Origin of the sequence: Arthrobacter sp. NPDC056493 (genome assembly GCF_042795115.1) — a bacterium.
Taxonomy (GTDB): Bacteria; Actinomycetota; Actinomycetes; order Actinomycetales; family Micrococcaceae; genus Arthrobacter.
The window spans coordinates 91,893-115,739 of sequence record NZ_JBHTSL010000001.1; the positions used below are offsets into that span (position 1 = coordinate 91,893).

The 23,847-nt window shown below is 66.4% G+C and carries 17 protein-coding genes; 14 read left to right on the forward strand and 3 right to left on the reverse strand.

Annotated features, from left to right (window positions below):
* The first annotated feature begins 225 nt into the window (after positions 1-225).
* From ACFQ50_RS00470 to ACFQ50_RS00480, 3 genes are all read left to right on the forward strand, one after another.
* On the forward strand, positions 226-636 hold the full coding sequence (locus ACFQ50_RS00470) for a cupin domain-containing protein (RefSeq protein ID WP_377993540.1): 411 nt from the start codon (positions 226-228) through the stop codon (positions 634-636).
* A gap of 74 nt (positions 637-710) precedes the next feature.
* Positions 711-875, forward strand: a complete 165-nt coding sequence (locus tag ACFQ50_RS00475) for a hypothetical protein (RefSeq protein ID WP_377993541.1) — start codon at positions 711-713, stop codon at positions 873-875.
* On the forward strand, positions 872-2,311 hold the full coding sequence (locus ACFQ50_RS00480) for a purine-cytosine permease family protein (RefSeq protein ID WP_377993542.1): 1,440 nt from the start codon (positions 872-874) through the stop codon (positions 2,309-2,311). The genes ACFQ50_RS00475 and ACFQ50_RS00480 overlap by 4 nt, the downstream gene beginning before the upstream one ends.
* Positions 2,312-2,390: 79 nt before the next feature.
* Here ACFQ50_RS00480 and ACFQ50_RS00485 read toward each other — a convergent pair whose 3' ends face one another.
* Together ACFQ50_RS00485 and ACFQ50_RS00490 are read right to left on the reverse strand one after the other, a co-directional pair.
* Entirely contained in the window at positions 2,391-5,462 is a 3,072-nt protein-coding gene (locus tag ACFQ50_RS00485; RefSeq protein ID WP_377993543.1) for a hypothetical protein, read from the reverse strand.
* Positions 5,459-10,708 (reverse strand): hypothetical protein, encoded by a 5,250-nt coding sequence (locus ACFQ50_RS00490; RefSeq protein WP_377993544.1) that lies wholly within the window; start codon positions 10,706-10,708, stop codon positions 5,459-5,461. Before ACFQ50_RS00490 ends, ACFQ50_RS00485 begins: the two co-directional genes overlap by 4 nt.
* A gap of 265 nt (positions 10,709-10,973) precedes the next feature.
* Here ACFQ50_RS00490 and ACFQ50_RS00495 point away from each other — a divergent pair, with 265 nt between their 5' ends.
* The 9 genes from ACFQ50_RS00495 (at position 10,974) to ACFQ50_RS00535 (ending at position 20,386) form a co-directional block, all read left to right on the forward strand.
* Positions 10,974-12,332 carry a S1C family serine protease gene (locus ACFQ50_RS00495; protein ID WP_377993545.1) on the forward strand — a complete coding sequence of 453 codons (1,359 nt, stop codon included), beginning with the start codon at positions 10,974-10,976 and terminating at the stop codon, positions 12,330-12,332.
* 393 nt (positions 12,333-12,725) lie between these two features.
* Complete coding sequence (locus ACFQ50_RS00500; RefSeq protein WP_377993546.1) at positions 12,726-13,034, forward strand: heavy-metal-associated domain-containing protein; 309 nt, start codon at positions 12,726-12,728, stop codon at positions 13,032-13,034.
* Between the two features lie 71 nt (positions 13,035-13,105).
* Positions 13,106-15,241 (forward strand): heavy metal translocating P-type ATPase, encoded by a 2,136-nt coding sequence (locus ACFQ50_RS00505; protein WP_377993547.1) that lies wholly within the window; start codon positions 13,106-13,108, stop codon positions 15,239-15,241.
* A 90-nt stretch (positions 15,242-15,331) separates the two neighbouring features.
* A complete protein-coding gene (locus ACFQ50_RS00510; RefSeq protein ID WP_377993548.1) occupies positions 15,332-15,802 on the forward strand; it encodes a hypothetical protein in 471 nt (156 codons plus the stop codon).
* Between the two features lie 143 nt (positions 15,803-15,945).
* Positions 15,946-16,584: a DUF305 domain-containing protein gene (locus ACFQ50_RS00515; RefSeq protein WP_377993549.1), complete on the forward strand. Its 639-nt coding sequence runs from the start codon at positions 15,946-15,948 to the stop codon at positions 16,582-16,584.
* A gap of 99 nt (positions 16,585-16,683) precedes the next feature.
* Complete coding sequence (locus ACFQ50_RS00520) at positions 16,684-17,169, forward strand: hypothetical protein (RefSeq protein WP_377993550.1); 486 nt, start codon at positions 16,684-16,686, stop codon at positions 17,167-17,169.
* The gene (locus tag ACFQ50_RS00525) at positions 17,138-17,503 is read left to right on the forward strand and encodes a WD40/YVTN/BNR-like repeat-containing protein (RefSeq protein ID WP_377993551.1); all 366 of its coding nucleotides are present in this window, start codon (positions 17,138-17,140) and stop codon (positions 17,501-17,503) included. Before ACFQ50_RS00520 ends, ACFQ50_RS00525 begins: the two co-directional genes overlap by 32 nt.
* Positions 17,504-17,676: 173 nt before the next feature.
* Positions 17,677-17,904, forward strand: coding sequence for a hypothetical protein (locus ACFQ50_RS00530; RefSeq protein ID WP_377993552.1), 228 nt, complete (start codon positions 17,677-17,679; stop codon positions 17,902-17,904).
* A gap of 994 nt (positions 17,905-18,898) precedes the next feature.
* A complete protein-coding gene (locus ACFQ50_RS00535; protein ID WP_377993553.1) occupies positions 18,899-20,386 on the forward strand; it encodes an NCS1 family nucleobase:cation symporter-1 in 1,488 nt (495 codons plus the stop codon).
* Between the two features lie 29 nt (positions 20,387-20,415).
* On the opposite strand, the gene ACFQ50_RS00540 is transcribed toward ACFQ50_RS00535, so the two are convergent.
* A complete protein-coding gene (locus tag ACFQ50_RS00540) occupies positions 20,416-21,891 on the reverse strand; it encodes a hypothetical protein (protein ID WP_377993554.1) in 1,476 nt (491 codons plus the stop codon).
* A 303-nt stretch (positions 21,892-22,194) separates the two neighbouring features.
* On the opposite strand from ACFQ50_RS00540, the gene ACFQ50_RS00545 reads away from it, so the two are divergent.
* Both ACFQ50_RS00545 and ACFQ50_RS00550 read left to right on the forward strand, forming a co-directional pair.
* Positions 22,195-23,019 carry a sulfurtransferase gene (locus ACFQ50_RS00545; protein WP_377993555.1) on the forward strand — a complete coding sequence of 275 codons (825 nt, stop codon included), beginning with the start codon at positions 22,195-22,197 and terminating at the stop codon, positions 23,017-23,019.
* A 159-nt stretch (positions 23,020-23,178) separates the two neighbouring features.
* Positions 23,179-23,847, forward strand: coding sequence for a VTT domain-containing protein (locus tag ACFQ50_RS00550; RefSeq protein WP_377993556.1), 669 nt, complete (start codon positions 23,179-23,181; stop codon positions 23,845-23,847).

Below are 23,847 nucleotides of genomic sequence, written 5' to 3' on the forward strand. Positions count from 1 at the left end.
GCTGTATAAGTCAACCGTTCAAGATGAAATACATTTGCCGCCGGCGGTTGCCGGGTGCTTGAAAAAAGCTTCCAGATCTTTCGTTCCGAACCATTGACTGGAACATGCGTCCCTGTCACTGTATTGAAAGTGCCGTGACGCAGATCACGATGACGCAATCTGATTCAGATTCCCGAAGCAGAACCCGCAAAGCAGATTTCCCTACTTAAGAAACGGGTAAAGACAATGACCACAACCACCTCTCAGTCCCCGACGTCGACGACGGGGCAAGCGATCGATTTCTGGCCGGCGAAGTCCATGAAGGTCATGAAGGACGAATGGCCGCGGTTGCGCTGCAGGTTCATCAACTCCGATCCCATAGGCCCCTGGGACGAAGTCATCCTCTCGGAGTGGGAGCTGGAGGCCTGCGGCTGGGAAGACTTCCACCCCCACACCGAGACCAACTACGTGCTGGAAGGCGAGCTCCACATCGAGTGCGAGGGCCAGACTGTCATCCTGCGGCCGGGCGACTCGGCACGGGTAAATCCCGGACGCACCGGCCGGTACTGGGCGCCCGTCTACGCGCGGATGGTCACTATTTACGGCCCCAACCCCGCAGGCGCGGAGTCACACTCCTTCCGTTACGTCGAAATCTGAACTCTGAACTCTTCCGCAGTTCCCGGCACCGCCGAGGTCCACCCCTACTCCAACTCCTTGAAATTGGGTACACCGTGAGCACACTTGAAAAGCAGTACGCAGAAGAACTCAACGCCAGGCTGGCCGAATGGCAGACCGGCAGCCTGGAACCCCCCGCCAGGTTCTCCGACATGCGGACCCTGATCGCCGTCACCATCGCCTTTCCCCTTATCGCTTTGATCCTGGGGTGGTTCCTATGAGCCAAACCACCACCGAAATCTCCACCTCCGGAACCGAAGGATCGCTTCCCCTGCTGAGCCACGAGCGGAACTGGAGCCCCAGGGCACTGTTCTTCAGTTCTGCCCAGGCCGCGGTAGCCACCTGGTGCTTCATCATCGGCGGGTATGTGGCCTTCTACCTGCCGGCAGTGCAGGGCTCGGTGGTGATGATCGCGGCCATGCTGGCAGGAATGTTCCTGGTGTTCCTGGCCACGGTGCCCATGGCAACGCGGTACGGACTGGAGGCAGTGCGCTCAACGCGGCCCGTCTTCGGAACCCGCGGCTCGCTCTTCACCGTGGCCCTGACCTTTCTCTTTACCATCGGGTGGGGAACCACGCTGATGATTTTCAGCGGAAAGTCCGCCGCCACGCTGCTGATCACCCTCGGCGTGGTCAGTGAATCCAACGGCCCCATCGCCCAGACGGTGAGCAGCCTCATCTGCCTTCTGGTGGTGTGGGCACTCATCAGCCGCGGCCCCGGCATCCTCCGCAGGGTGGGTGTCATCGTTGCCTGCTCGGTCCTCGCGCTCGGGGTCATGGTCATCGTGGTGATTGTGGCCAAGGTGGGCTGGGGTGCCCTCCTCGACGCCAAGCCGAGCGCCGCCAGCGGCAACAAGCTCCTGGACTACACCACTGCCATCGAACTCATGCTCGCCACGGCCCTGTCCTGGTGGCCGTATGTGGGCGGCATGACGCGGTTCTCCAAGAGCACCAAGAAGTCGGTCCTGCCGGTGACGCTGGGCCTGGGCCTCGCCCTGGCGGTGATCTGCCTGATCGGGCTCTACACCGGACTGGTCTTCCCGGATTCCGGCGGAAACCCGCTGCCCGGGCTGCTGGAAATCGGCGGCGTGTGGCTGGCCTTGCCGGCGTTCGCGTTCATCATGATTGCCAACGTGGGCACTGCGATGGTGGGCACCTACACGGCAGCACTTTCCCTCAAGCAGCAGCCCGCCATCGACGCCCGCCTCAGCTGGAGGGGGTCAACCACCCTGGCAAGCCTGACTGTGGCCGTGGTGATCCTGTTCCTGGCGGAGCCCTTTTACGCCAATTTCGGAACGTTCCTCACCTTCTCCGCCGTCGTCTTCGGCCCGCTGTGCGGGCTCCAGATCGCCGACTACTTCATCATCAGGAAGCAGCGCCTGGACCTGGACGGCCTCTATAACGACGGCGCGGGGCAGGCGTACTGGTACTGGAAGGGCGTGAACGTGGCCGGCTTCGTCAGCATGGCAATCGGCGTGGTGGTTTACCTCCTGCTGCTCGACCCGGTCACGTTTGCCTCGGCACCCCTGTTTGCCTTCACGACGGCAACGCTGCCGTCAACTCTGGCCACGGTGGCCGTCTATGTGCTCCTGGCGCGGCTTCAGCCGAAGGCCTTTGGTGCAGGCGCGTTGCCGATCGATGCCAGCAAGGTGCACTGACAACCCGGTGCGCTGACATGCCCGGGCTCCTCCAACGGCACAGCGCGAACGCACAGTTGTGTCCCACCGGCGTCCGCGTTCACAGGACGGGCACCGGCACCGGTCCGTGCCGCCCGCCGAACGGATCAATGAGCAGCACCGCGTACCTGTACTGGGGCCTGGGCATGACGCTCAGGCCCTGGGACGCCGGAACCGGGTCTCCGGCGGGACCGGGGTCCGGGGCCAGGCTCTGCTTTCCGCGCCAGAGCTGCATTGTCCACGCTGGAGTGTTTGGGGGCAGGGTGGGCAGGCCCGTGGCCTGGATCGACACGGCTACGGGGGTGTGCAAGAAGTCGAGGGTGGGTACGTTTCCCCGGAAGCCGATCCATGCGGGCGTGGAATACGCGCCCCACGGCGACGGGATCCGCTCGTACTGGAGCCCGGTGGAACGGATCTCGCCGCCGATGGCGGTGTCTCCTGACGCGAGGGTGGGTTCCGGCGGATACCGGACGCAGGCCGCAACCGCCGTCCGTTGCCAGGGCCGTCCGTGGATCTTTGCGGTGCCTTCATACACGGTGCCTTCATCCATGCCCGGGTTACCCGTGACTGGTTCCAGCCTCAGCGTGGTGATCTGGGGCCAAAACACGGGCTCCGCATCCGCCACGTATTCCACCAGGCGGGCCTCGATACGTGCCTCCGGTTCCCCGCTGATGCGCAGGCTGGCCAGCACCGCTGCGGGCGGACGGGTGACACGGACAGTGACGGCAGCGGTGCCGTCCTCTGCGACGGACGTCTGTATGTCCGGCACGGGCGGGAAATCGCTGCGGGGCACCACGACGGCGGCCGGTTCCGTCCGCTCGAACGGCGTGGACACCGCCTCCGTGGGCGGATTCGCCGGGATGGCGGTGACGGCCACGGCCCGGGCGAACACCACACCGTCGGTTCCGGATGGCAGCTCGATGGTTGCCAGGGCAGCGCCGTCCACCACCGGGTAGGCCTTCGTTGAGGCCCACGAGTAGAGGCTTCGGCGGTCCCGGCCGGCCATGGCGCGCCGGACGGTGGCCGCACGTTCCGCGCGCGGTTCCGCAGGGTCCGGGGCAGGCAGGCCGAAGGCGCGTCTGAGCGTTGTTTCGCCGGCTATCAGGATGCGGTAGGCACGGGCATTGGGCGCCGCGGTGATGGCCAGTGTCACCGTTACGGAGGGGCTGTTGCCGCGGCGGGTGCTGGCAATGAGCCGGGGGCTGGCCACCGGTGCCCGGACCGGGCGCGGGTCAACGATCCGGGCGGTGAGGGTGACCGGGGAGGAGGTTCCGCCGTCGTCGTTGATGCACTGCAGCGTCAGGGCATCGGTTGCAACTTCGCCCGGCACCGTTTGCCGTGCCGCGAATTCGACGGTGTGGGTGATGATCCCGTCCTGGACGTCGCCGAAGTCGAGGTTGAAGAACCGCGGGGAAGGTTCCCGGGGAACGGCGACGCTTAGCAGGGTCAGCGGGACGGCTCCGGGACCGGCCGGCCACGGCACCCTGATGTCGGCACGGACCGTGGCGGAAGAAGCGGGGCCGTCTCCGCCGGGGACGGCGCCGGGTATGACGAGGGTGGTGCCCTGCGGCGGGGGAACGGGTGGCCGCGCGGGCCGGTGGAGGTCCGCTTTGCCCGCGTCTCCCCACCGCCCGAGCCAGTCCTGCAGGCTCACACCCACCGTGATGGCCGGGTACTCGCCGGAGATCCCTGCCGCCGTGAGAACGTGCCGGCCGTGCGGTTTGGAGTACCCCGCGATCATCGGGGCGGGTGCGCCCGGGTCACCTGGGTGCAGGGTTTTGGCTGTTGGCGCCGTCTGAAGGAAGGCCACCTCCCCGCGGGGAACCACTCTGTCGATCCCTACCGTGGCCGACCACTGGTCCGTGGTGACGGCGTTCCATGAGGCACCAAGCTCCAGAAGTTCGGGCGTGCCGGGCCCGTCCTGGGACCATTCGCGCAGGTAGGGGATGGGAACGGCCAGCAGGGTGAGTTCCCAGCGGCTGCCGTCTTCGAGCGGCGGGAAATCGCTGGTGGCCTGCTTCAGGTCAAAAAATCCAGGGATCTCGGCCTCGTAGAACTCTTCGGCCTGAGCGTCCTGTGGTGTAGGTGCCTGCCCGGGGCCGAACAGCCGGAACACCGGGATGAGGGCGGCGGCGAGCCCTAACTGGTTGGGGGCGTCGGTCGGTTCCGGTTCCAGTTCAGGGTCCAGGGTGCCCGACAGTCCCTGCCAGCGTGCGACGCCGGGATCAACGGACGCCTGCAGGTACGCGTTGTCGGCGGGCTGGGACACAGTGGTGCCGGCGGCCTCGCCGTCGATGGTTCCCCGCACGCCGCTGCCGAGGGCTCTGTATGCCTTCCGGCACCATGCTTCCACGCCCTGGACCGCGGTGCCGGTGCCCGGGTCGGGTGGCGGCTCAACGATCGAGCGGATCCGGGCGAGTTCACGGTTGGGGTCGGGTTCGTAATCTCCCGGACGCTCCTGGTCGGAGGGCAGCCGATAGCTTGGTGCGGAGCGGCCGACGCGGTCTTTCCAGTCGTCACTGCCGGGGTGGGGAAGATAGTAGGGAGCTATCTGCTGTGCTGTGTCGCTCGCCAGCGATGCCCGGCTGAGCACACGGGCCCGGCCGATGTCGACGCTGCTGCTGCCAATATATGCCCATGCCTCTGAGACCCACCCGTGGCCGGTGATTCGCACCACCTGGCAGTCCGCGGAGGCGAGTCGCCAGTGGGTGGATTCGGGGGGACCAGGCTTTGACCTGGCCGCGTTGACCGGCCACAGGCCCTGCCGGGTGAGGAGGGAGTCGGCAGCCGATACTGTGAATTCGCCTTCGCCCTGGATGAAGACCCAGCCCAGCACCTCCGGTCCCGGCGCGGGTTTGTCGAAGAACAGCGTGAGCTCCTGGCCCTGGTCGGCGTCGATTTGCCAGCTGCCCAGTCCGCCGGTTCCGAAGTACTGCAGCAAGTTCGCGTCGCGGCAGCTGTCAGAGTTGGGCTTCAAATCCACGAGCACCGTCGGCCCGGCGGGCAGGCCCCCGTCCCGTCCCATGGTGACGTGCCAGTGGACGCCGTCCGGAATGTTGGGATCAGATCCCGGTCCGCGCAGCCAGGCGATGTCGCCGCAGGCGGTGGCGCGCTCGCAGAAGAGGATGCTCATGGCTGGTCTCCTGCCGTCAGGATCGCACCGGTGAAGCGCGGCGGAGCCGTCGCCGTCACCCCGCAGCTGAATTCGGTGAGGCGGTCGGTGGCCCGGATTTCCAGGACCGCAGGCGCACTGACATTTATGCGGGTGGCGGCAAGCCAAAGTGCCGTGGTGCCTGCCCTGTTCACGACGCGCACCGGCAGCTCCGTTCCTGCGAGCTTCACGTCCCGCAGTCCCATCCGGCGGGATTCATCGCGGATGAGCGGTTCTGTCGATTCGAGCAGCAGGCCGGCCAGGGCCCATCCGCCATCGGCGGGCGCCCAAAGCAGGCTGGAACGGTTGGAGCGGACGGGCCGGAGCGGAGGGAGGCCGAGGGCGTCAACCAACAGCTCGAGCCGGGCGTCGTCCTGGACCTGGCCGGCCGCCGTCGTTATCTGAACAACCTGCAGGTCGCCGTGGGCTGTCCCGGATCCAGCGGAAGCGAACCCGAAGGAGTGCAGAAGGCCGGCCGGGCCGGTGTAGTTCGAAGTCGTAAAGGTGATGCCGCCAATGGAGGGTGTCCACTTGTCCGGGTGCGCGTTTCCCGCTTCCGGCAGGACGCAGGAGAGCTCGTAGCTGGCGCCCTTTTCCAGGTCCTGCTGCACCGTCAGGGTTGACTCCGTTGGCGGGACCGGGCATCCGGAGTCCCTGCCTGCCAGTTCGACGGCCACCGCCAGGGGCAGCTTCGGTTTCGACTTTGCCGGCTGGGGGAATGGAACGGTGTAGATATCGGGTGCCGGCTTGTCGACGCGGCGCAGCAGGAGGCCGACGTCGCGGTCATAGAGTCCGGCGAGTTCCACGATGTGCATGGCCAGGAACTCGATGCCGGGGCGGTCGGCGGGGAACAGGAATTCGGTGTGGTCCGCGGGCGTGAAGCCTTTGACGTACCGGGCCAGGTAGGCGGGCTTGAAGGTATCGAGCAGAAGGCTGGTGGCAAGGTGGGCTTCGATCTGGCCGCCCGTGGCCGTGAAGGCCGGGCCAGCGGACTCCACCAGCTTCCATGCCGAGGAGTACCCGGAGGCCGTGCCGGCTTTCACGAGCTCCGAGGCCTGCTGCGGTGTGGCCGGTTTGGCGGGCGGGGACGGGTCCTTGCCGGCGGTGGCGAAGTACCAGGACCGGGTGAACGGGCCGGGCCCCGAACTGGCAGGCGCCGCGGTGATGCCTGCGACGTTGAGCGCGCTCTCCCAGCCCAGGGTTGCGGTGATGCGGTACCGGTGCCCCGGGGTCAGCAGCCGGCTCAGCTTTGCCGGGTTGACCGAGCCCGCCGCGTCGGCGTCGTTGGAGGCCTTCTGCGCGTCCCGGCCGCGTTTGGCCGCGGCGCGGTCCTTGGCCGTGGTGGCCAGCAGCCCGAGGATGTAGGCGGGCCGCCCCCAGTCGATTTCAACGCCGATCACGGCGACCGGGTCGTCGGGCGAGTATGGCAGGGCTATGGTGACGACGCCGGAGCCGTCGTCTGTCTGGTCGCCCGGAACAACGGACACCGCCACCGTCCTGCCGCCCTGCGTGCGGGCCGACGCGGTTCCGGTGTAGACGCCGTCGGGACTTTCGCCGTCGTTCATGGCAAGGAGGAGGTGCAACCTGCCGTCCACCACCGGCTCATCAAGGGTGATGATGGTCCGCATCCTCGGGGGCTGCTCGGGCTGGATGAAGACTGAGCCGGTGAGGTGCAGGGCGCGTCGGAAGCGCCGGCCGTCCGCTGCTGCTTCCGAGGAGAGCGCCGCTGGGCCGGTTGGAAAGGTGGCGGCAGGAAGCCTGCGCGGCTCACCCATGGCGGTCACGGGCACGGTGTTGACGGTGAAGCCGGTGCCGTTGGCGAACGTCTGCAGGGTGCGGGCATCCCACTCGGAGTGTTCGGCCGGGACATGCCACTCCGCTGTGTCCAGGGGAGTGGCATCCCTGCCGACTGCCCAGCCGGGCCCTTCCGGGGCGGTCCAGAGGCAGGCGCCGCCGATGAGCTCGCCCGGGTCCATCATGGGCTTCAGTTGGCTCCCGTCACCGGCGATGTGCGCCGCCCAGGCCAGGAGCGTGCGCCGCAGCAGGACCAGTTCGCGTGCGTTGGAGGTTCCGGCCGGCCACGTTCCGGTGCCCGCCGGCGGCTGCCAGCGTGACGTGTCGTAGAGCGGGACGGTGGTCATGACCCAGGGGTTCGTGATGTCCTCGAGCACCACGTCCTGCAGCGTCCAGGTGATGCTGGCACCCCCGGAGCTGACCAGGCCAAGGTTGACCGATGGTGCCGGCGAGGTGATGCTGGTGGTCCCCACCGCGGGTGCGATCGGAAAGGCAAGGATGGGCACGACGTCGGGCCAGACGGTGGGTGCTTTGGTCCAGCCGCCGTCGGGGGTGGGTCCGTTGCCGGTCGTCGGGCGCTGCGGGGAGGCAGTGGTGCCGTCGCCGGTGGGGCCGGCGTCGCCGTCGCCGTCTGTGCCTGCCGTGCCTGCTGCGCCTGACGCGTCGGTAGCACCGGGGAGGGAACGGCCCAGGCCGTCGGCGAGGAACACGTCCGGCCAGGGCCAGTCGCCGGGACCCGGGACGGGCGCCAGTGGTGCAGGTGCGGCGTCCAGGGTGTTGAACGTGATGCATTTGCGGAGGGTGTCAAAGAACAGGTCCACCTCGCCGCAAACCTGCAGCTTGTAGGCGTACTGGTTGTCGCCTGCAGCGTCGGTCCAGATCTGGAGGGTCACGTCTGCGGAGATTCCGATGTGGAAGGGCCCGATCCCCAGCGATCCGCTGACGTTGCCTGCGAGGCGGACCAGTCTTGGCCTGGTGCTGATGAGCGCGGCGAAACGGGAGGTGATCTCAGCCCAGAGGATGCCCTTGGCACCGATGACCACCTCGATGCCTGCCCCCATGCCGATGGTGAACCCCGTCGTGGCCGGGAATGCGGGGTCTCCCATCAGGCTGGGCGTGTTGATTCCGGCCCCGTGCACCATGAGGAAGGCCCAGCCTTGGCATGCGAACGGTGTATCCGGCAGAACCGTTGCCTTGATGGGGCCGGGCGGACGGTTGGTTGGCGCCAGGATTCCGTCGTCGCTGCCGGTCCGGATCCACCAGTTGGCGCCGCGGAACGGGAAATGCGCTGCCAGCGGCACTTTTACCGTGACCAGATACCTGATGGAAAACTCCCCGGCGACGGCGATGTCGAGGGCTTCGGTGGTGGCGGCGACCCCGCCGAAGACTGTGATTTCGAAATTTGGGGGCGGCGGATTCTCCGCCCGGGCTTTCAACTGGTTCAGGATTGTGCGGGTCAGGGTTTGGCGCTCGGCCAGCAGCTTGCCGTCGAGGCCAACGCGGAGGTCGAAGGCGGGGACGGTGACGCCGAGGACACCCAGGGAGCTGAAGAAGAAGCCGTTGTCCGGTGCGGTGCCGATGCTGGCGCCGATGCCGATGGTCACGTTGCCCGGTCCGAAGTCCAAGGCGTCCCAGGGTTTCCATTTCCGGAGCGACAGGAATGGGTTGGGCGGATCCAGTGCGGTCATGCGGGCGTTGTGTCCGAAGGTTCCGAGCACTCCGTACAGGCCAAGCCCGGTGGGGCCGAGGGGGATGGGGCCGGGAAGGTCAACGGCGAAGCCGATCTCCATCTTGCGCCCCTGGGGAAAGTCCGCGTAGCGCAGGAAGCCGAGGGCGGCCACGCCGACGGGCGGGACCTCGACGCCCAGGACCACGGAGAATCCGCCCTGCGTGAAGGACACCTGGCCCTCGCCGCTGAGGAGGCCGGGAACATCGACGCCGGCAATCAGGCCGCGCAATCCCAGCGAGATGTCACCGTTGTCGAAGGTGGCGCGGACCGTGGCACCGCTGATCCTGACGGGGCCAAGATCGACGACGAAGCGCAGGTCCACCTCGAACCACGTGGAGCCGTGCCCGGAGCGCGTGCCCACGATGTCCAGGAGCGAGCCCGGGGTGTCCACCGTCCATTCACCCGGATCAACCACCTCGGCCCGCGACCGGGAGAAGTCCAGCGTCAGCATCTCACCCGGGTCCTGGGTGGGATCGACGGCAGCCATGACATCCCGCCACCGCACCCGCAGCGGGCGGGCATCGGGGCGCATGCCCACTGCCAGTGGGCCGCAGCGCCACAGATCGGCAATTACCTGGCCCTCGACGTCGAGCAGGGCGATGACCTTGCCGGACTGCTGGACGGAGGCATCGAGGGTCACGCCGTGCAGCGTGAAGCCGCCCTGGACCGCCAGTTCCTGGCCGAGGAGCGCTGCGGTGGCAAACAGCGCCGCGGTGGCGGGGCCCGGCGAGTCGGCGGCAATCGCCGGGGCGAGGACCGTGGTGATGCCGGCCGCGATATCTCCCGGGGCGGTACCGAAGGCACTCAAGAGCCCGGCATCCGCATCCGACTCCACCGTCACGGTGACCTGCAGCGCACCAGGATCTCCGGGAGGCCGGGTGATGCCGGCGCGGACCCGCAACTGCTTATCCACCGTCGGTCCGGCTGCGCCCAGCAGGCCATCACCTTGTGGCAGTAGGAGAATCACCGAAGCGCCGGTAGGGACGAGCTGGTCAAGGGATTCCGCATTGGGCAGGTCCCACGACAAAGTGCCACTGATGGCCGGGGGATTCTCTCCGTCGCCGACGGGCACCGGCTGGATCTTGGCTTCGCCCTTCAGGGGGCCGCTGCCCCATTCCAGGGTGGCCTCACACGCGACGCCACCAACCGCGGGTACAGAATCTGGCAGGACGAACTCCGTACCCACCAGCCTGAACTTCCCGCCGTCGGCCGTTATTGTTTCCGGAAGCCGCAGGCCGATGCCGCCGGGAAGCAGCAGCGTCTGGGGGTGCGGGGACAGCGAAAGGCGGGAAATGTCTATGGCAGGCGGGCGGACCCGGGAGAGGAGGATCTTGAGGGTTCCTGTTGCCGTCAGGCTGGCCGGTCCGCCCGCAGCGGTGTAGCGGACCCGCCGGCGCTGGCCTGTGGCAATCTCCGTTCGGGTGGCGGCCCGCACAGTGGAGGGCAGGCTCAGTGCAAGCCCATCAAGTGCCAGAGTTACTGTGGTCTGTGCCGAGTCCGGAGATGCGGCGGCTGAAACGGTCACGGGGCCCGTGAACGTCGTCCCCAGCACGTTGGGCATGGCCTGCGGATTGGCCACCGTTACCGTGCTTGGCACAGCCAGGTCAGCGGGCGCCGGAAGTGCCCGCAGGAGCGCGGCAACGGCGGAATCGAGGAGCATGCCGGTGCTGATGCCCTCCTGGTCAAGCTTTTCGAGAAGGTTCATCTGCGTCCCCTGAGATGTAGCCGGCAGCGGCGAGGAGTTTTTGCGGTACCGCGAAATGTCCGCGTGCGGTGCGTGCCCATATGATGAACCCGGCCCAGACGGGCGTCAATGCGTTTTTTGCAGCGCGAACGCACAGTTGTGTCCCACCGGCGTGCGCCTTCACAGCTTCAGCACAGCGACGGGACAGAAGCGCCAAAGGCCCGGTGGACAGGATTAGGGGGAAAGCTCCGGAACCCTCGGAGCGGTACCGCCTGAGGAGCCAACCATGCACACGGAGACCCGCCCCACCCCTGTTGCTCACACCGATGGTCCACACCCTGCGTTCCAGCAGGGGAGTGCATCTCAAGGCTCCGGGCCGGTCCCTCCGGCTTTCGGCGCTGTGCCGCCTGTCCCGCCGGGCCGCCCGGGCCGCGCGCGGGACAGGAAGCGGGTTGGCCCGGCGGTCTTCGTCACCTGCCTGGTGGCGGCGGGACTGCTGGGCGGAGGTGTGGCCAGCGGGGCCTCGGCCCTGCTGCACAGTGCGGCGGCGAAGACCACCACCACGGCGCAGGCAGCCATCAGCCCGGTCATCGTCAACAACACCGAGAGTGTGAACGCCGTGACGGCCGCAGCGCAGAAGGCCTCGCCCAGCGTGGTGACCATCAGCGTCAGCTCCGGCAGTTCCGGAGGCACGGGCTCGGGCATCATCCTGGACGCCGAGGGCCACATCCTCACCAACACGCACGTGGTGACCCTGGACGGGGCGGCCGCGGATGCCGCCGTCGAGGTCCGCACGCACGACGGGCAGGTCTACAAGGCCACGGTCGTGGGCACCGACCCGCTCTCCGACCTGGCCGTCATCAAGATCGACGCCCAGGGACTGACGCCGGCAACCCTCGGTGACTCCGGCGCCGTCAACGTAGGCGACACCGCCATCGCCATCGGCGCGCCCCTCGGCCTCAGCGGCACCGTCACCGACGGCATCGTCTCCGCCGTGAACCGGACCATCGAGACGGCGTCCTCCGCCGCCTCCGGCGGAACCTCGTCTGACGGGTCCTCGTCCCAGGGCGGAAGCTCGTCGCAGAACCCGTTCGGTTCTTCCCAGCAGGGGCTTTCGGCTTCCGCCCAGGACTCCATCAGCATCAACGTCATCCAGACGGACGCGGCCATCAACCCGGGTAATTCCGGCGGCGCCCTGGTGAACGCGCAGGGCGAGATCATCGGCGTCAACGTGGCCATCGCGTCCGCGGGGTCGTCGTCGTCCTCGTCCGCCCAGAGCGGCAATATCGGTGTCGGCTTCTCCATCCCCATCAACCAGGCGAAGCGGGTGGCGGAGGAAATCATCTCCACGGGCAAGGCGACCCATGGCCAGCTGGGACTGTCCGTTCAGGACAAAACGTCAGGGTCGTCGTCGGACTTCACGGCCGGCGCCGAGGTGGCCTCGGTGACCTCCGGGTCCGCCGCGGACAAGGCCGGGCTGAAAGCCGGCGACGTGGTCACCGGCCTGGCCGGCCGGACCGTGACCGACGCCTCCGAGTTGACGGCCGCGGCGCGCGAGCAGGCCGCCGGGGCCACCGTGAAGATCACCTTCCAGCGCGACGGCCAGGAACAGACCGCGGACATTACCCTGGGCGCGGCTTCCTAGGAACGGTCTCTTTGCGCCGGGTCCAATCAACCGGCTTCCAAGACCGGGCGCCGCTCCATGGGGGAGCGGCGCCCAACTATGGGAGCGGATCCCTCGCCGAACACGGGCACCGCTCCGACGCGCCATTTTCGTGGCTGCAGGATGCTTCGCAACGGCGGCACTTGAGCCAAACGGCTGCACCCTCCCAAAAAAGGCCGGAACCCAAACGGACGCCATCCGAAGGAGGAGGGCGCCAACGAGCTGCAATTTCGCTTGCCCAATATACCCCCTGGGGGTATATTGGCCGTGTTGTTAGTGAAGTGGTATGTCCAGGCCGGGCTATCCGCCCGCCGTCACAGCCGTTCAACCCCAGCAGCCATCGAATCGAACCCGTTTTGAAGGAATGGAACTGACATGTGTGGAACCGAATCCCGCAAGGAACTGCCGCTAGTATCGGCCGCGTCCGGCTGCAGCTGCTGCTCCACCGAAGCCGCCAGTGAGGCGCCCGTGGCCGGAGATTCCGAATACGCCCTCGAAGGACTCACCTGCGGCCATTGCGTACAAACAGTTGAGAAGGCCGTCACCGCTGTGGCCGGTGTTGATGCGGCATCCGTCGGGCTCGTTCCTCGCGGCCGCTCACGCTTGGTTGTTTCCGGAGCCGTCAGTGAGGCAGAGCTCCGTGACGCTGTTGCCTCCGGCAGGTACAGCCTGATCACCACTTAACAAGGGTTCGCCAGTGCGTCACCCGAAGTCCTATCGGCGCACGGGCCCGGATCCCCTTTCGAGGAGGAACCATGGAAGACCACACGCAACACCATAGGCACCATGCCGGTCCGGTCAGGGAGGCCGAGCCTCGCGCGGCGGCCCACACCTCAGAGCCTCGCGGGGGCCATGACGGCCATGACGGGCATCGGATGGACGACGATCATGTTGTGCACAGCCAGGGCCAGCACGCCGGGCACAGCACGGCGATGTTCAAGGACAGGTTTTGGCTGACCCTGGTCCTGTCGGTGCCGGTGGTGTACTTCAGCCCGATGTTCGCCCACCTGCTCGGTTACATGCCGCCAGACTTCCCCGGCGCAACCTGGATCCCGCCGCTGCTCGGGACCATCATCTTTTTCTATGGCGGGATGCCGTTCCTGAAGGGCGGCCTGAACCAACTCAAGTCCCGGCAGCCGGGCATGATGCTGCTGATCGGCATGGCCATCAGCGTCGCCTTCGCCGCCTCCTGGGTGACCACCCTGGGCATCGGCGGCTTCGACCTGGACTTCTGGTGGGAACTGGCCCTGCTGGTGGCCATCATGCTGCTGGGCCACTGGATCGAAATGCGCGCCCTCGGCTCCGCCCGCGGAGCCCTGGACACACTCGCGGCCCTGCTGCCCGATGAGGCCGAGCGCATCACCGACACGGGCACGGAAACCGTCAGCGTCTCCGAACTCAGGGCCGGGGACACCGTGCTGGTCCGTTCCGGGGCCCGGATGCCGGCAGACGGCACCGTCACCGACGGGCAGGCCGAGTTCGACGAATCCATGATCACCGGTGAGTCCAAGACCGTCCTCCGCTCCGCCGGAGACTCTGTCGTGGCCGGAACCGTTGCCACCGACAACACGGTCCGGGTCCGGATCACCGCCGTCGGGGACGACACCGCCCTGGCCGGGATCCAGCGCCTGGTCGCCGAAGCCCAGGCGTCCTCCTCACGGGCACAGGCTTTGGCTGACCGGGCCGCGGCGTTCCTGTTCTACTTCGCCACCGTCGCCGCTGCCATTACCTTCATCGCCTGGACGCTGCTGGGCAGCGTCCCCGACGCCGTCACCCGCACCGTCACCGTCCTGGTGATCGCCTGCCCGCACGCCCTGGGCCTGGCCATCCCGCTGGTGATCGCCATCTCTACCGAGCAGGCAGCCCGCGCCGGCGTGCTGATCAAGAACCGGATGGCACTGGAGCGGATGCGCACCGTCGACGTCGTTCTGTTCGACAAGACCGGAACCCTGACCAAGGGCGAACCCGAACTCAAAGACGTCACCGCTGCCGACGGCGTTGCCCGGGACGAGTTGGTGGCTCTGGCCGCCGCCGTCGAATCCGACAGCGAACACCCCGTGGCACGTGCCATCGTCCGGGCCGCCCACCAACAGGCCTTAACAGTCGCAAGGGCAACAGGCTTCACCTCTATGACCGGCCGGGGCGTCCGAGCGACCGTCGATGGCCGGACAGTCTCCATCGGCGGCCCGGCGCTGCTGCGCGAACTCGGCCTGACCGAGCCCGAATCCCTGGCCGCGACCACCCGGGCGTGGATGGACCGCGGCGCGGCCGTGCTGCACATCGTGGATGGCAACCGGGTCCTCGGTGCGGTCAGCCTGGAGGACGCCGTCCGCGAAGAGTCCCGCCAGGCGGTCGCCGCGCTGCAGCACCGGGGCGTCAAGGTCGCCATGATCACCGGTGACGCCCGCCAGGTCGCCGCGGCCGTGGCATCGGAGCTGAAGATCGACGAGGTCTTCGCCGAGGTCCTTCCCGCTGACAAGGACAAGAAGGTCGCCGAGCTCCAGGGAAGCGGGCTGAAGGTGGCCATGGTCGGAGACGGGGTCAACGATTCCCCGGCGCTGGCCAGGGCCGAGGTCGGTATCGCCATCGGTGCCGGCACCGACGTGGCGATGGAATCGGCCGGGGTGGTCCTGGCCGGCAACGACCCCCGGGCCGTCCTGTCCATGGTGGATTTGTCCCGGGCCAGCTACCGGAAGATGTGGCAGAACCTGGTCTGGGCCACCGGCTACAACATTATTTCCGTCCCGCTTGCTGCCGGCGTGCTCGCCTTCGCCGGGGTCGTGCTCTCCCCGGCCATGGGCGCGGTCCTGATGTCCGCCTCCACCATCGTCGTTGCCCTGAACGCCCAGCTGCTGCGGCGGGTGAAGTTCAACCCGTCCGAGCTTCGTTGACCCCTGAGATACCGCCGGCCAATGGGCGACACGGCCCTGTGGCCGGTAGCCTAGAAATAACACCCCGCTCCCACCGAAGGAGGAAATGCCATGACCGCAGCCCCGCGCACCGCGGCCGCGTTCCTCCGCCAAGCGGGCCTTGTAGCCGCAGTGCTGGCCGTCATGGCCGGAATCTTCGGCATGCACGTCCTCACCGGCACCCACCTTATGCATTCCCCGGCCTTGGCAACGGGAGCCGCCAGCATCCACCACTCCGGGGCGTCGGGTGACCAAGCACTGACTCATGCGGATGCCCTTGAGTTGTCGGACCCCGGTGCCGCCGGGCACGACGAGCTGCAGGCCATGGCCGGGCATTGTTCAGGTTCGGGGGCATGCAGTGACATGCAGGCCATGACCGGGTCCTGCATCCCGTCAGCGAAAACTGCATCCCTGGCCGCACCGCCGCCGGGAATCCTGGTGCTGGGCATCAGCAACAGCACCGTCACGGCATGCGATGCCGTCCGGTGGACCTTCCTTCCCGGCAGCCCGTCACCGGGTGAGCTTTCCATCAGCAGGACGTAAAACAGGACCCCGCGCCGTCTTCTCCGGCGCAGATCCCGTTACTCTGGCGCACCCTTTCCCGGGTGGTTGCCAGACGCATCACCGATGCAATCAATCCCTGCGGCGCCCCCGGCGCCAGCTGATGTCTGAAGGACCTGATTTCCATGAACAAGAAGTTTCTGCCCCTTTCCGCCACGGCTTTTGCCGTGGCCATCGCCCTGGCCGGCTGCGCTGGCGGCTCCGGCACCGGATCCCCCGCCACTTCGAGCGCGGGCATGGACCACGGCAGCTCCAGCGCAACGGCCACCAGCACCGCGACCAGCTCCACGGCAGCGGCAGCCGACCACAACGCAGCGGACGTTACCTTCGCGCAGATGATGATCCCGCACCACACCCAGGCCGTGGAAATGAGCGACATGATGCTCAAAAAGGACGGCATCCCGGCGCCGGTGACCGCGCTGGCAACGACGATCAAAGCCGCCCAAGGCCCCGAGATCCAGACCATGACCGGCTGGCTCTCGGGCTGGAACGAACCCGCCATGATGCCCGCCGGCCACGCCGGCCACAGCATGAACGGCATGATGAGCGACGCCGACATGAAGGCTCTGGACGCGGCCAAGGGAACCGAAGCCGCACGGCTCTTCCTGAAGCAGATGATCGCCCACCACGAAGGGGCAATCATGATGGCCAAGACAGAAAACACCGCCGGCAAGAATGCCGACGCGGTCAAGCTCAGCAAGGACATCGTCACGGCCCAGGAAGCCGAAATCCAGGAGATGCAGAAACTGCTGGCAACCCTCTAGCCAGCCGCAAAACGGCACCGGCCCTCCGCCCCTTGTGGCGGGGCCGGTGCCGGTGCCGGACACCGAGTCCTTCTTTCCCTGGATCTCCCGCAACTTCCCATGCCCATCTCCACCAAAACCGTCCGGCGGCCCGCGGCCCTCAGCGCCGGCGCCCTCATCCTCGCCCTCGTGGCCTGCACACCGGCGTCCGAAACATCAGCCGGCGCATCGACCACTCAGCGGGCCGGCAGCGGCCTGCCCAGCGCCCACATTCACGGCCTGACCGTCAGCGGAGACACCAGCAAGGTCCTGCTGGCAACCCACGACGGGCTGTTCGACGTGACAAAACAGCCCGCCAGCAAAATCGGCGACGCCAACGACCTGATGGGATTCACTGCAGGCAAAGACCCGGGCGTCGTCTACGTCTCGGGCCATCCCGGCGAAGGCTCGGACTTTCCCAACCCGCTCGGGCTGATCAAGTCCACCGACGGAGGCAAGACCTGGGCACAGCTCTCCGACGGAACTCTTTGGACGAGCCGCGACGGCAAGGCCTGGAAAATCGTGGCGGCGGACTTTGCCCCGGCCTTCCTCGCCGGACATTTCTGACAGCGACACCGTTCTCGCCACCACCCCCAAAGGGGTCCAGCGCTCCACGGAGGGTGGCACCACCTGGAAACTGCTGAAGTCCAGCCCTGTCATTATGTTCGCCGCGTTCGCCGACCCTGGTGATGCGGTCGGAGCCGAACCCGATGGGACAGTTCACCTCTCAACCGACGGCGGTGCGACCTGGACGAAGAAAGGCCAGATCGAGGGACAGGTCATGTCCATAGCAGCGGTCAAGGGCGCCAACGGCAAACCGTGGATCTGGGCCGCCACCACGGACAGCATCCTTGTCTCCACCGACGGAGGAACGACCTTCCGGCCTTCTGACGCTGCCTAATGCCATGGACATCGGACAATCGCGCATTCCCGCCTTCACCAACTGCTACGCCCAGTCCCCGAAGGCACCGGAACCCGGCGCCCAGTGCACCGGAAGGGTCAACGGGTGAGGCGCAGCCCGGACGTGCCGGCTCCTGCGGATCCTGCCCCGGGAATCGTCGAGGGCGGCATACGGTGAGCGAAGCCGAAGACATCTGGCGCACCGACCCGACTACGCTGCAGGATGTGATCCTCGACCGGCCCGCGGGCGAAACACGGCTCGGTGAGGGCCCGCCGCTGGAGCGTATCTGGATCCTGTCCCTGCTCGAACGCCACGAGGAAGCCGTGAAGGAAGGCCAGCAGCTGCTGGCCCGCTCCCAAGACCGCCATCTTGAGCTGGGATTTGACCGCCAATCTGGGTGAACAGTCACGTCCGCCAATGCAAATTTATCCGCGAATTGTCTGGAATCACACACCCCGCTCGATTCTCGCATTGCTGAGAAACCTCTCATAAATGGCTGTTTGATGAGAAGTCACTCATTAATTGGGAAATCTTGACAAAGGAAGAATTAGTTCTTTTCAACCCCGTTATTCATCGATATCGTAGTTCTACGCTGCTTTCGCCGGGGCAAAACCGAAAGTAGCAGGGAATGGGCAACCCGAGGCTGCCAGCGCCAATGTCTGGCTCTATTAGTCTTGACTGGCCCACGGAATTGCCACGGGGGAGGTCGCGAGCATGGGTTGGCTCTCTGGGGACCGCCAGCACGAGGGGTGGATCGAGCCTGTCGCGGCGGGTGACCGGCCGTTCTCCCCAGCCGGCGGAGAAGGAAAACTGGACGCCTACATATCCGATCCTGACGGATCGCCGGACAACGAAGCCTTGGGCTGGCGCGGGGCTTGTACCTGCGGGTGGCTCGGCAAGCTATGGGAACGGGGCACTCACCCGGCCGACGATGATATGGCGCATGCCGCCCGACGGATTGAGTACGCCATCCACCGTGAGTGGAGGTCCCACCTGCCGCCGCGGGATCCAATCACGGCTGCTGCCCTTGCCGCGGTGATGGCGGCCGCGCACGAACACGACCAGGCAAGTCAGCGATTGGCCTCTACGGTGGCGGACGCCAGGGCCGCTGGAGCATCCTGGGCCAATATAGGCCGGGCTGCCGGCTTCAGCCGCCAGGGCGCATACAAGCGGTGGGCGGAATCAGAGTCGACAGGGCCCCGCTGACAGTCGGCAGCAGCGGGGGATAACCCACCGAGCGCGAACGTACACTTGCGGCCCCCAAGACGGATCTAACTTAGGCGGCTGGCCGATCCACGGAAATGAAAAGGGAGTAGATTAGCAGTGCCAGCTGCACTGCTGCAGAAGATTCAGACTCTAAATTTCACAACGCGGAAGTTGGGAAGTGAGGTTTCGGTGTCTCACACAATTCCCCCCGGTGCCAGTGCGCGCCTGTACAACGAAGACCTGGCTCCGGCCGAACATCGCACCTGGGGTTTCTATTCGCTGTTCGCGATGTGGATGTCCGACATCCATTCGCTCGGCGGATACACCTTCGCCGCCGGCCTCTTCGCATTGGGCCTCGGGGCCTGGCAGGTTTTCCTCGCATTGGTTGTGGGGATCATCCTTGTCTATTTCCTGATGAATTTCTCCGGCTACGCAGGGCAGAAAACCGGAGTCCCCTATCCGGTGCTCGCCCGGATCTCGTTCGGAACGTTCGGAGCCAACCTCCCGGCCCTGATTCGTGCGCTCGTGGCCATCGCCTGGTACGGCATCCAGACCTGGCTCGCCTCCCGCGCCGTCATCATCATCGCCCTCAAGGTCTGGCCCGAACTGAAAGGGCTGACGGAAAACAACTTCCTTGGCGAATCCACCCTGGGCTGGCTTGCCTTCCTGTTAATGTGGTCGCTTCAGCTGCTGCTGCTTCGAAACGGCATGGAGACGATCAGGAGATTCCAGGACTGGGCCGGCCCGGCCGTGTGGGCCGTCATGGGCCTCCTGGTCATCTACATCCTGATCAACGCAGGCTGGAACGTGTCCCTGGACCTGCCGGGAGGAACCGCGCAATGGGGCACGGCGCATGCCTTCTTCGCCGCCGTGGCGCTGACCGTGACCTACTTCTCCACCCTGATGCTGAACTTCTGCGACTTCTCCCGCTTCGCCCCAACCCGCAAGGCGGTTCGCAAGGCGAATCTGTGGGGGCTGCCAGTGAACTTCATTGCCTTCTCGGTAGTCTCCGTGGTGGTCACTGCCGGAACTTTCAAGGTGTACGGAGAGCACATCTACGATCCCGTGGAGATTGTGGGGCGAATCGACAGCATCTGGGCCCTCCTGCTCGGCGCAGTCACCTTCGCTGTGGCGACACTGGGGATCAACGTCGTCGCAAACTTCGTCTCACCGGCCTACGATCTGGCGAACGTCTGGCCCTCAAGAATCGACTTCAGGCGCGGCGGCCTGATCGCCGCCATGATCGCCCTGGTCATCACACCCTGGAACCTGTTCAACAGTCCGGTGGTGATCAACCTGTTCCTCGGCGGGCTCGGGGCACTCCTCGGTCCTCTTTTCGGAATCATCATGATGGACTACTACGTGCTCCGCAGGCAGCATGTGCTGGTGCAGGACCTCTTCACTGAGCAGGGCTATTACACGTACACAGGCGGCTGGAACCGCAAAGCCGACATTTCGTTCCTCGTCTCAGCTGTCCCTGCCGTGGTCTTGGCGCTGGTCCCGCTCTTCGGCGCTCTCTCGGCCTTCTCCTGGTTCATCGGAGCAACCCTTGCGGCCGTGGTGCACTACTTCATCTCGCGCAACGATACGACTCTTGCCGCCTCCGTCAGGGCCGCAACCGAGGCGGAAATCGAATCCGATGCGGCATCGACTTCCTCTCGGCCCGTGAGGCCCTGACCGAGAGAAAATCGAGCCGCGGGGCCGTGCTACCGCAGGATGTTGTAGCTGCTCCAGCCTGCACCGACGATGGTCCGCGCGCCCCAGCTGCCCCTGCTGAAGGGGTAGTGGGCCAGACGGCCGTCGGTGAGCCGGGTCATGAGCCCCGAGCTTCCGGTGGTGAAACCGGCGACGGCGGTGATGCTGTTGATGCTGTTCCAGCCTGCGCCGACCGTGCGCCTGGCTTCGGCGACGAAGCCGCCGGTTCCGGTGGAGCGGTACAGCACCAGCGTGCCGTCGGTGCGTTTGGCCAGCAGGTCCTGCGCCCCGTTCTGGTCGAAGTCGGTCATGGTGAGGTAGAGGCCCCGCCAGCCGGCCCCGGTCCTGATGCGGGGTGACAGGGATGATCCGGCGCTGTTGCCGTAGTACCAGAGGGTGCCGGCGGAGTCGTACGCGAGGATTCCCGGGTGCTGGTCGGTTTTGCGCCAGTGGCCGACGGTGATGTGGAAGCTGGCCCAGCCGGTGCCGATGGCCCTGGCCGGGGTGAATCCGCCGCCGGGCCTTCCGGGGTAGAAGCTCAGCCGGCCGTCCTTCCACTGCGCGATGATGTCGAAGACGCCGTCGCTATTCCAGTCCGCCACGAACCCCTTGGCCAGCCCGGACCAGCCGATGCCGATCTTCTGCCGGGCCTGCAGCGTGCCCTGGCCGCTGGCCGGGTAGTCCCACAGTGTGCCGTCAGGACCCACCGCCACGACGTCCGCGGCACTTCGGATGGACGGCGTGGAGGTGGCCTTCGGTGAGGCCTTGATGACGATGTCGTCGATGTAGCTATCGCCCATCTGGCGGTTGTGTTCTGCACCGAGCTGGACCGTGTCCAGCGTGGTGGCCGCGGAGGCTATCTGGCTGCTCGAGAACACCGCTGTGCCGTCAAACCACACCTCCACGGTTGACGCGGTACCGTTCGCGGTGGTCCTCATGGCCACGTGGTGCCACTCGCTGAGCGGGATGCTTGAGGCGAGCAGGCGGGTAAAGACGGAGGTTCCGTCAGGTGCGGTTGTGCGGAGCCATAGCTCTCCGTTGTTGTTGTATCGGTAGACGTCGGCCACCCGGATACTGCCGGAGAAAAACCGGAGGTACGGGACATCGTTGCCCAACTCGCCGGCCTGGGTGATGTTAAACCAGCCGTCCGCATAGGCGGTCGCCGTACCCGCCGGCAGAGGGGTGGACAGGTTGGCAACCGAACCCGCATCCGTAGTGACATGCAGGAAGGCGGCGCAGGTTCCCGAGTGGGCCTGGACCGAGGAGACTTCCGTGCTTCCCGTGCCTCCGGTGGTGGACGTGAATCCGTCCAGAGTCCCGGACTCGAAATTGTTGGCCATCACCGTTGTTCCCGGGATGGTGCTGGCCGGGGCAGGTGTTCCTGGCTGGCACGTCGCCGCCTGGGCCGGCACGGCCCCCACCGCCAGAGCCCAGATCAGGGACGCCGTGGTACCGCCAACCACACCAAATCTGAAGAGTCGTTTCATTGTTCCGCGCTCCAATGTCATTGAACCAGTGGTTCAATCTGATAGAGCTGTTCGGCGACCTTGGCCAGTTCTCGACGACCAGTACACGGCAACTTAGTCGTGAGCACAGGAACCAAACAACCGTAATGTGTACGCAAATTTTTCGTTCCCATCTGCCGACTACTTGGACCGGGGCTTCGGCGCCTGTCCCGCTGGGACTGTCCGTTCGGGACAAAACGTCCGGGACGCCGTCGGACTTCACCACCCTGTCCGCATGCTGAAACGTCCGTCTCGAAATCCAAGACACCGGCCTAGGCTGTGCTCATGGAAGAGAACCGCCTGATCCCGCCGTTCGTCGATCTCGATTGGTGCGCCGGGCAGCAGCGGCGGATTGTGCTGGCGGACACGCGCTGGTATCTCGACGGCGCCGCCGGCCGGGACGCGTATGACCGGGGCCATCTGCCCGGTGCCGTGTTCGTGGACCTGGACCGGTGGCTGTCCGGGCCTGCCTCGGAAGACGGGGGACGGAACCCGCTGCCGGATCCCGCAGTGTTTGCCGCGGGCATGCAGGCGTGCGGCATCGGGGACTCTGATCTGGTGGTGGCGTACGACGACGCCGGCGGCGTCATCGCTGCCCGTCTGGTGTGGATGCTGAGGGCCACCGGCCACCACGCGGCCGTGCTGGACGGCGGCATCGCCTCCTACGCTGGCCCGCTGGAAACGGAAGCCGCGGCCGCGGTCCGCTCCAACTTCACGGAGCGCCCCTGGCCAGAGCACTTGCTGGCGGACATCAGTGACGCCACCAGCCCCGCATTTCAGGTGATCGACGCCCGCAACCTGGACAGGTACCTGGGGCAGCACGATCCGGTGGACCCACGGCCTGGCCACATCCCCGGGGCACAGAACGTTCCGTGCCGCAAGAACCTTGACGCGGGTGGCCAGCTGCTGTCCGAGGCGCAGCTGCTGGGGAACTTCCAGCGGGCGGGCATTGAATCGGCCGACCGGACGGTGAGCTACTGCGGCTCGGGCGTGACGGCCTGCCACAACCTGCTGGTGCTCGAGCATCTGGGACTGGGCCGCGGCAGGCTCTTTGTGGGCGGCTGGTCACAGTACTCGCACGCCGTCGACCTGCCGGTGGCGACTGCCTGACGCTTCACAGGATTCTCGGAGGTACAGAAGCCACAGTGGAGTGAGGCGACAGTGAGGTCGCAGCCCCTCCCAACTGGCTGGCAATAGTTGTCGTTTTGAGCCCTCAAAACGACAACAAGTGCGAGTTACTTGGGTGCCGAATCCCAGGAAGCCACCTCCATGCTCACTCTGCACACCGCCCTTGCCCTTGCCCCGGCCGCGACGCCCGGGATCACGTCCCTGCTGGATCCGGCCGCCCTGCTCCAAGGCCTGGGGCCGGCAACCCTGTCCGTGATCGCCCTGATAATCTTCATCGAATCGGGCGTCCTTTTCCCGTTCCTGCCGGGCGACTCCCTGCTCTTCACGGCCGGGCTGCTGCACCAGCAGCTGAGCCTGACGCTTCCGGTGCTCATCGGCGTCATTACCGCGGCCGCCGTAGCAGGGGACCAAGTGGGCTACGTGCTGGGACGGACGTTCGGCCGTCGCTGGTTCAAGGACGACGCAAGAATCCTGAAAACCTCCCATCTGGACAAGACGGAGGACTTTTACCGCCGCCACGGCGGGCCCGCGATCGTGCTGGCCCGGTTCGTCCCCATCATCAGGACCTACGCGCCGCTGACCGCCGGCATCGCCCGCTACGGGTACAAGTCCTTCACGCTCTGGAACGTCGTTGGCGCCCTTGCGTGGACCGCGTCCGTGACGCTGCTGGGCACCTGGCTGGGGCACTTTGAGATCGTGGCCAGGAACATCGACGTCATCGCCGTCGTCATGGTGCTGGTCTCCGTGCTGCCGTGGGGCATCGAGTACCTCAAGCACCGCCGCGGCAAGAAGGCAGCACCGTTGAAATAG

Bases quoted from the DNA above. Each gene is read 5' to 3' on its own strand.
- ACFQ50_RS00470 (WP_377993540.1), top strand. From the start codon at position 226: ATGACCACAACCACCTCTCAGTCCCCGACGTCGACGACGGGGCAAGCG.
- ACFQ50_RS00480 (WP_377993542.1), top strand. From the start codon at position 872: ATGAGCCAAACCACCACCGAAATCTCCACCTCCGGAACCGAAGGATCG.
- ACFQ50_RS00485 (WP_377993543.1), bottom strand. From the start codon at position 5,462: ATGAGCATCCTCTTCTGCGAGCGCGCCACCGCCTGCGGCGACATCGCC.
- ACFQ50_RS00490 (WP_377993544.1), bottom strand. From the start codon at position 10,708: ATGAACCTTCTCGAAAAGCTTGACCAGGAGGGCATCAGCACCGGCATG.
- ACFQ50_RS00495 (WP_377993545.1), top strand. From the start codon at position 10,974: ATGCACACGGAGACCCGCCCCACCCCTGTTGCTCACACCGATGGTCCA.
- ACFQ50_RS00500 (WP_377993546.1), top strand. From the start codon at position 12,726: ATGTGTGGAACCGAATCCCGCAAGGAACTGCCGCTAGTATCGGCCGCG.
- ACFQ50_RS00505 (WP_377993547.1), top strand. From the start codon at position 13,106: ATGGAAGACCACACGCAACACCATAGGCACCATGCCGGTCCGGTCAGG.
- ACFQ50_RS00510 (WP_377993548.1), top strand. From the start codon at position 15,332: ATGACCGCAGCCCCGCGCACCGCGGCCGCGTTCCTCCGCCAAGCGGGC.
- ACFQ50_RS00515 (WP_377993549.1), top strand. From the start codon at position 15,946: ATGAACAAGAAGTTTCTGCCCCTTTCCGCCACGGCTTTTGCCGTGGCC.
- ACFQ50_RS00520 (WP_377993550.1), top strand. From the start codon at position 16,684: ATGCCCATCTCCACCAAAACCGTCCGGCGGCCCGCGGCCCTCAGCGCC.
- ACFQ50_RS00540 (WP_377993554.1), bottom strand. From the start codon at position 21,891: ATGAAACGACTCTTCAGATTTGGTGTGGTTGGCGGTACCACGGCGTCC.
- ACFQ50_RS00545 (WP_377993555.1), top strand. From the start codon at position 22,195: ATGGAAGAGAACCGCCTGATCCCGCCGTTCGTCGATCTCGATTGGTGC.
- ACFQ50_RS00550 (WP_377993556.1), top strand. From the start codon at position 23,179: ATGCTCACTCTGCACACCGCCCTTGCCCTTGCCCCGGCCGCGACGCCC.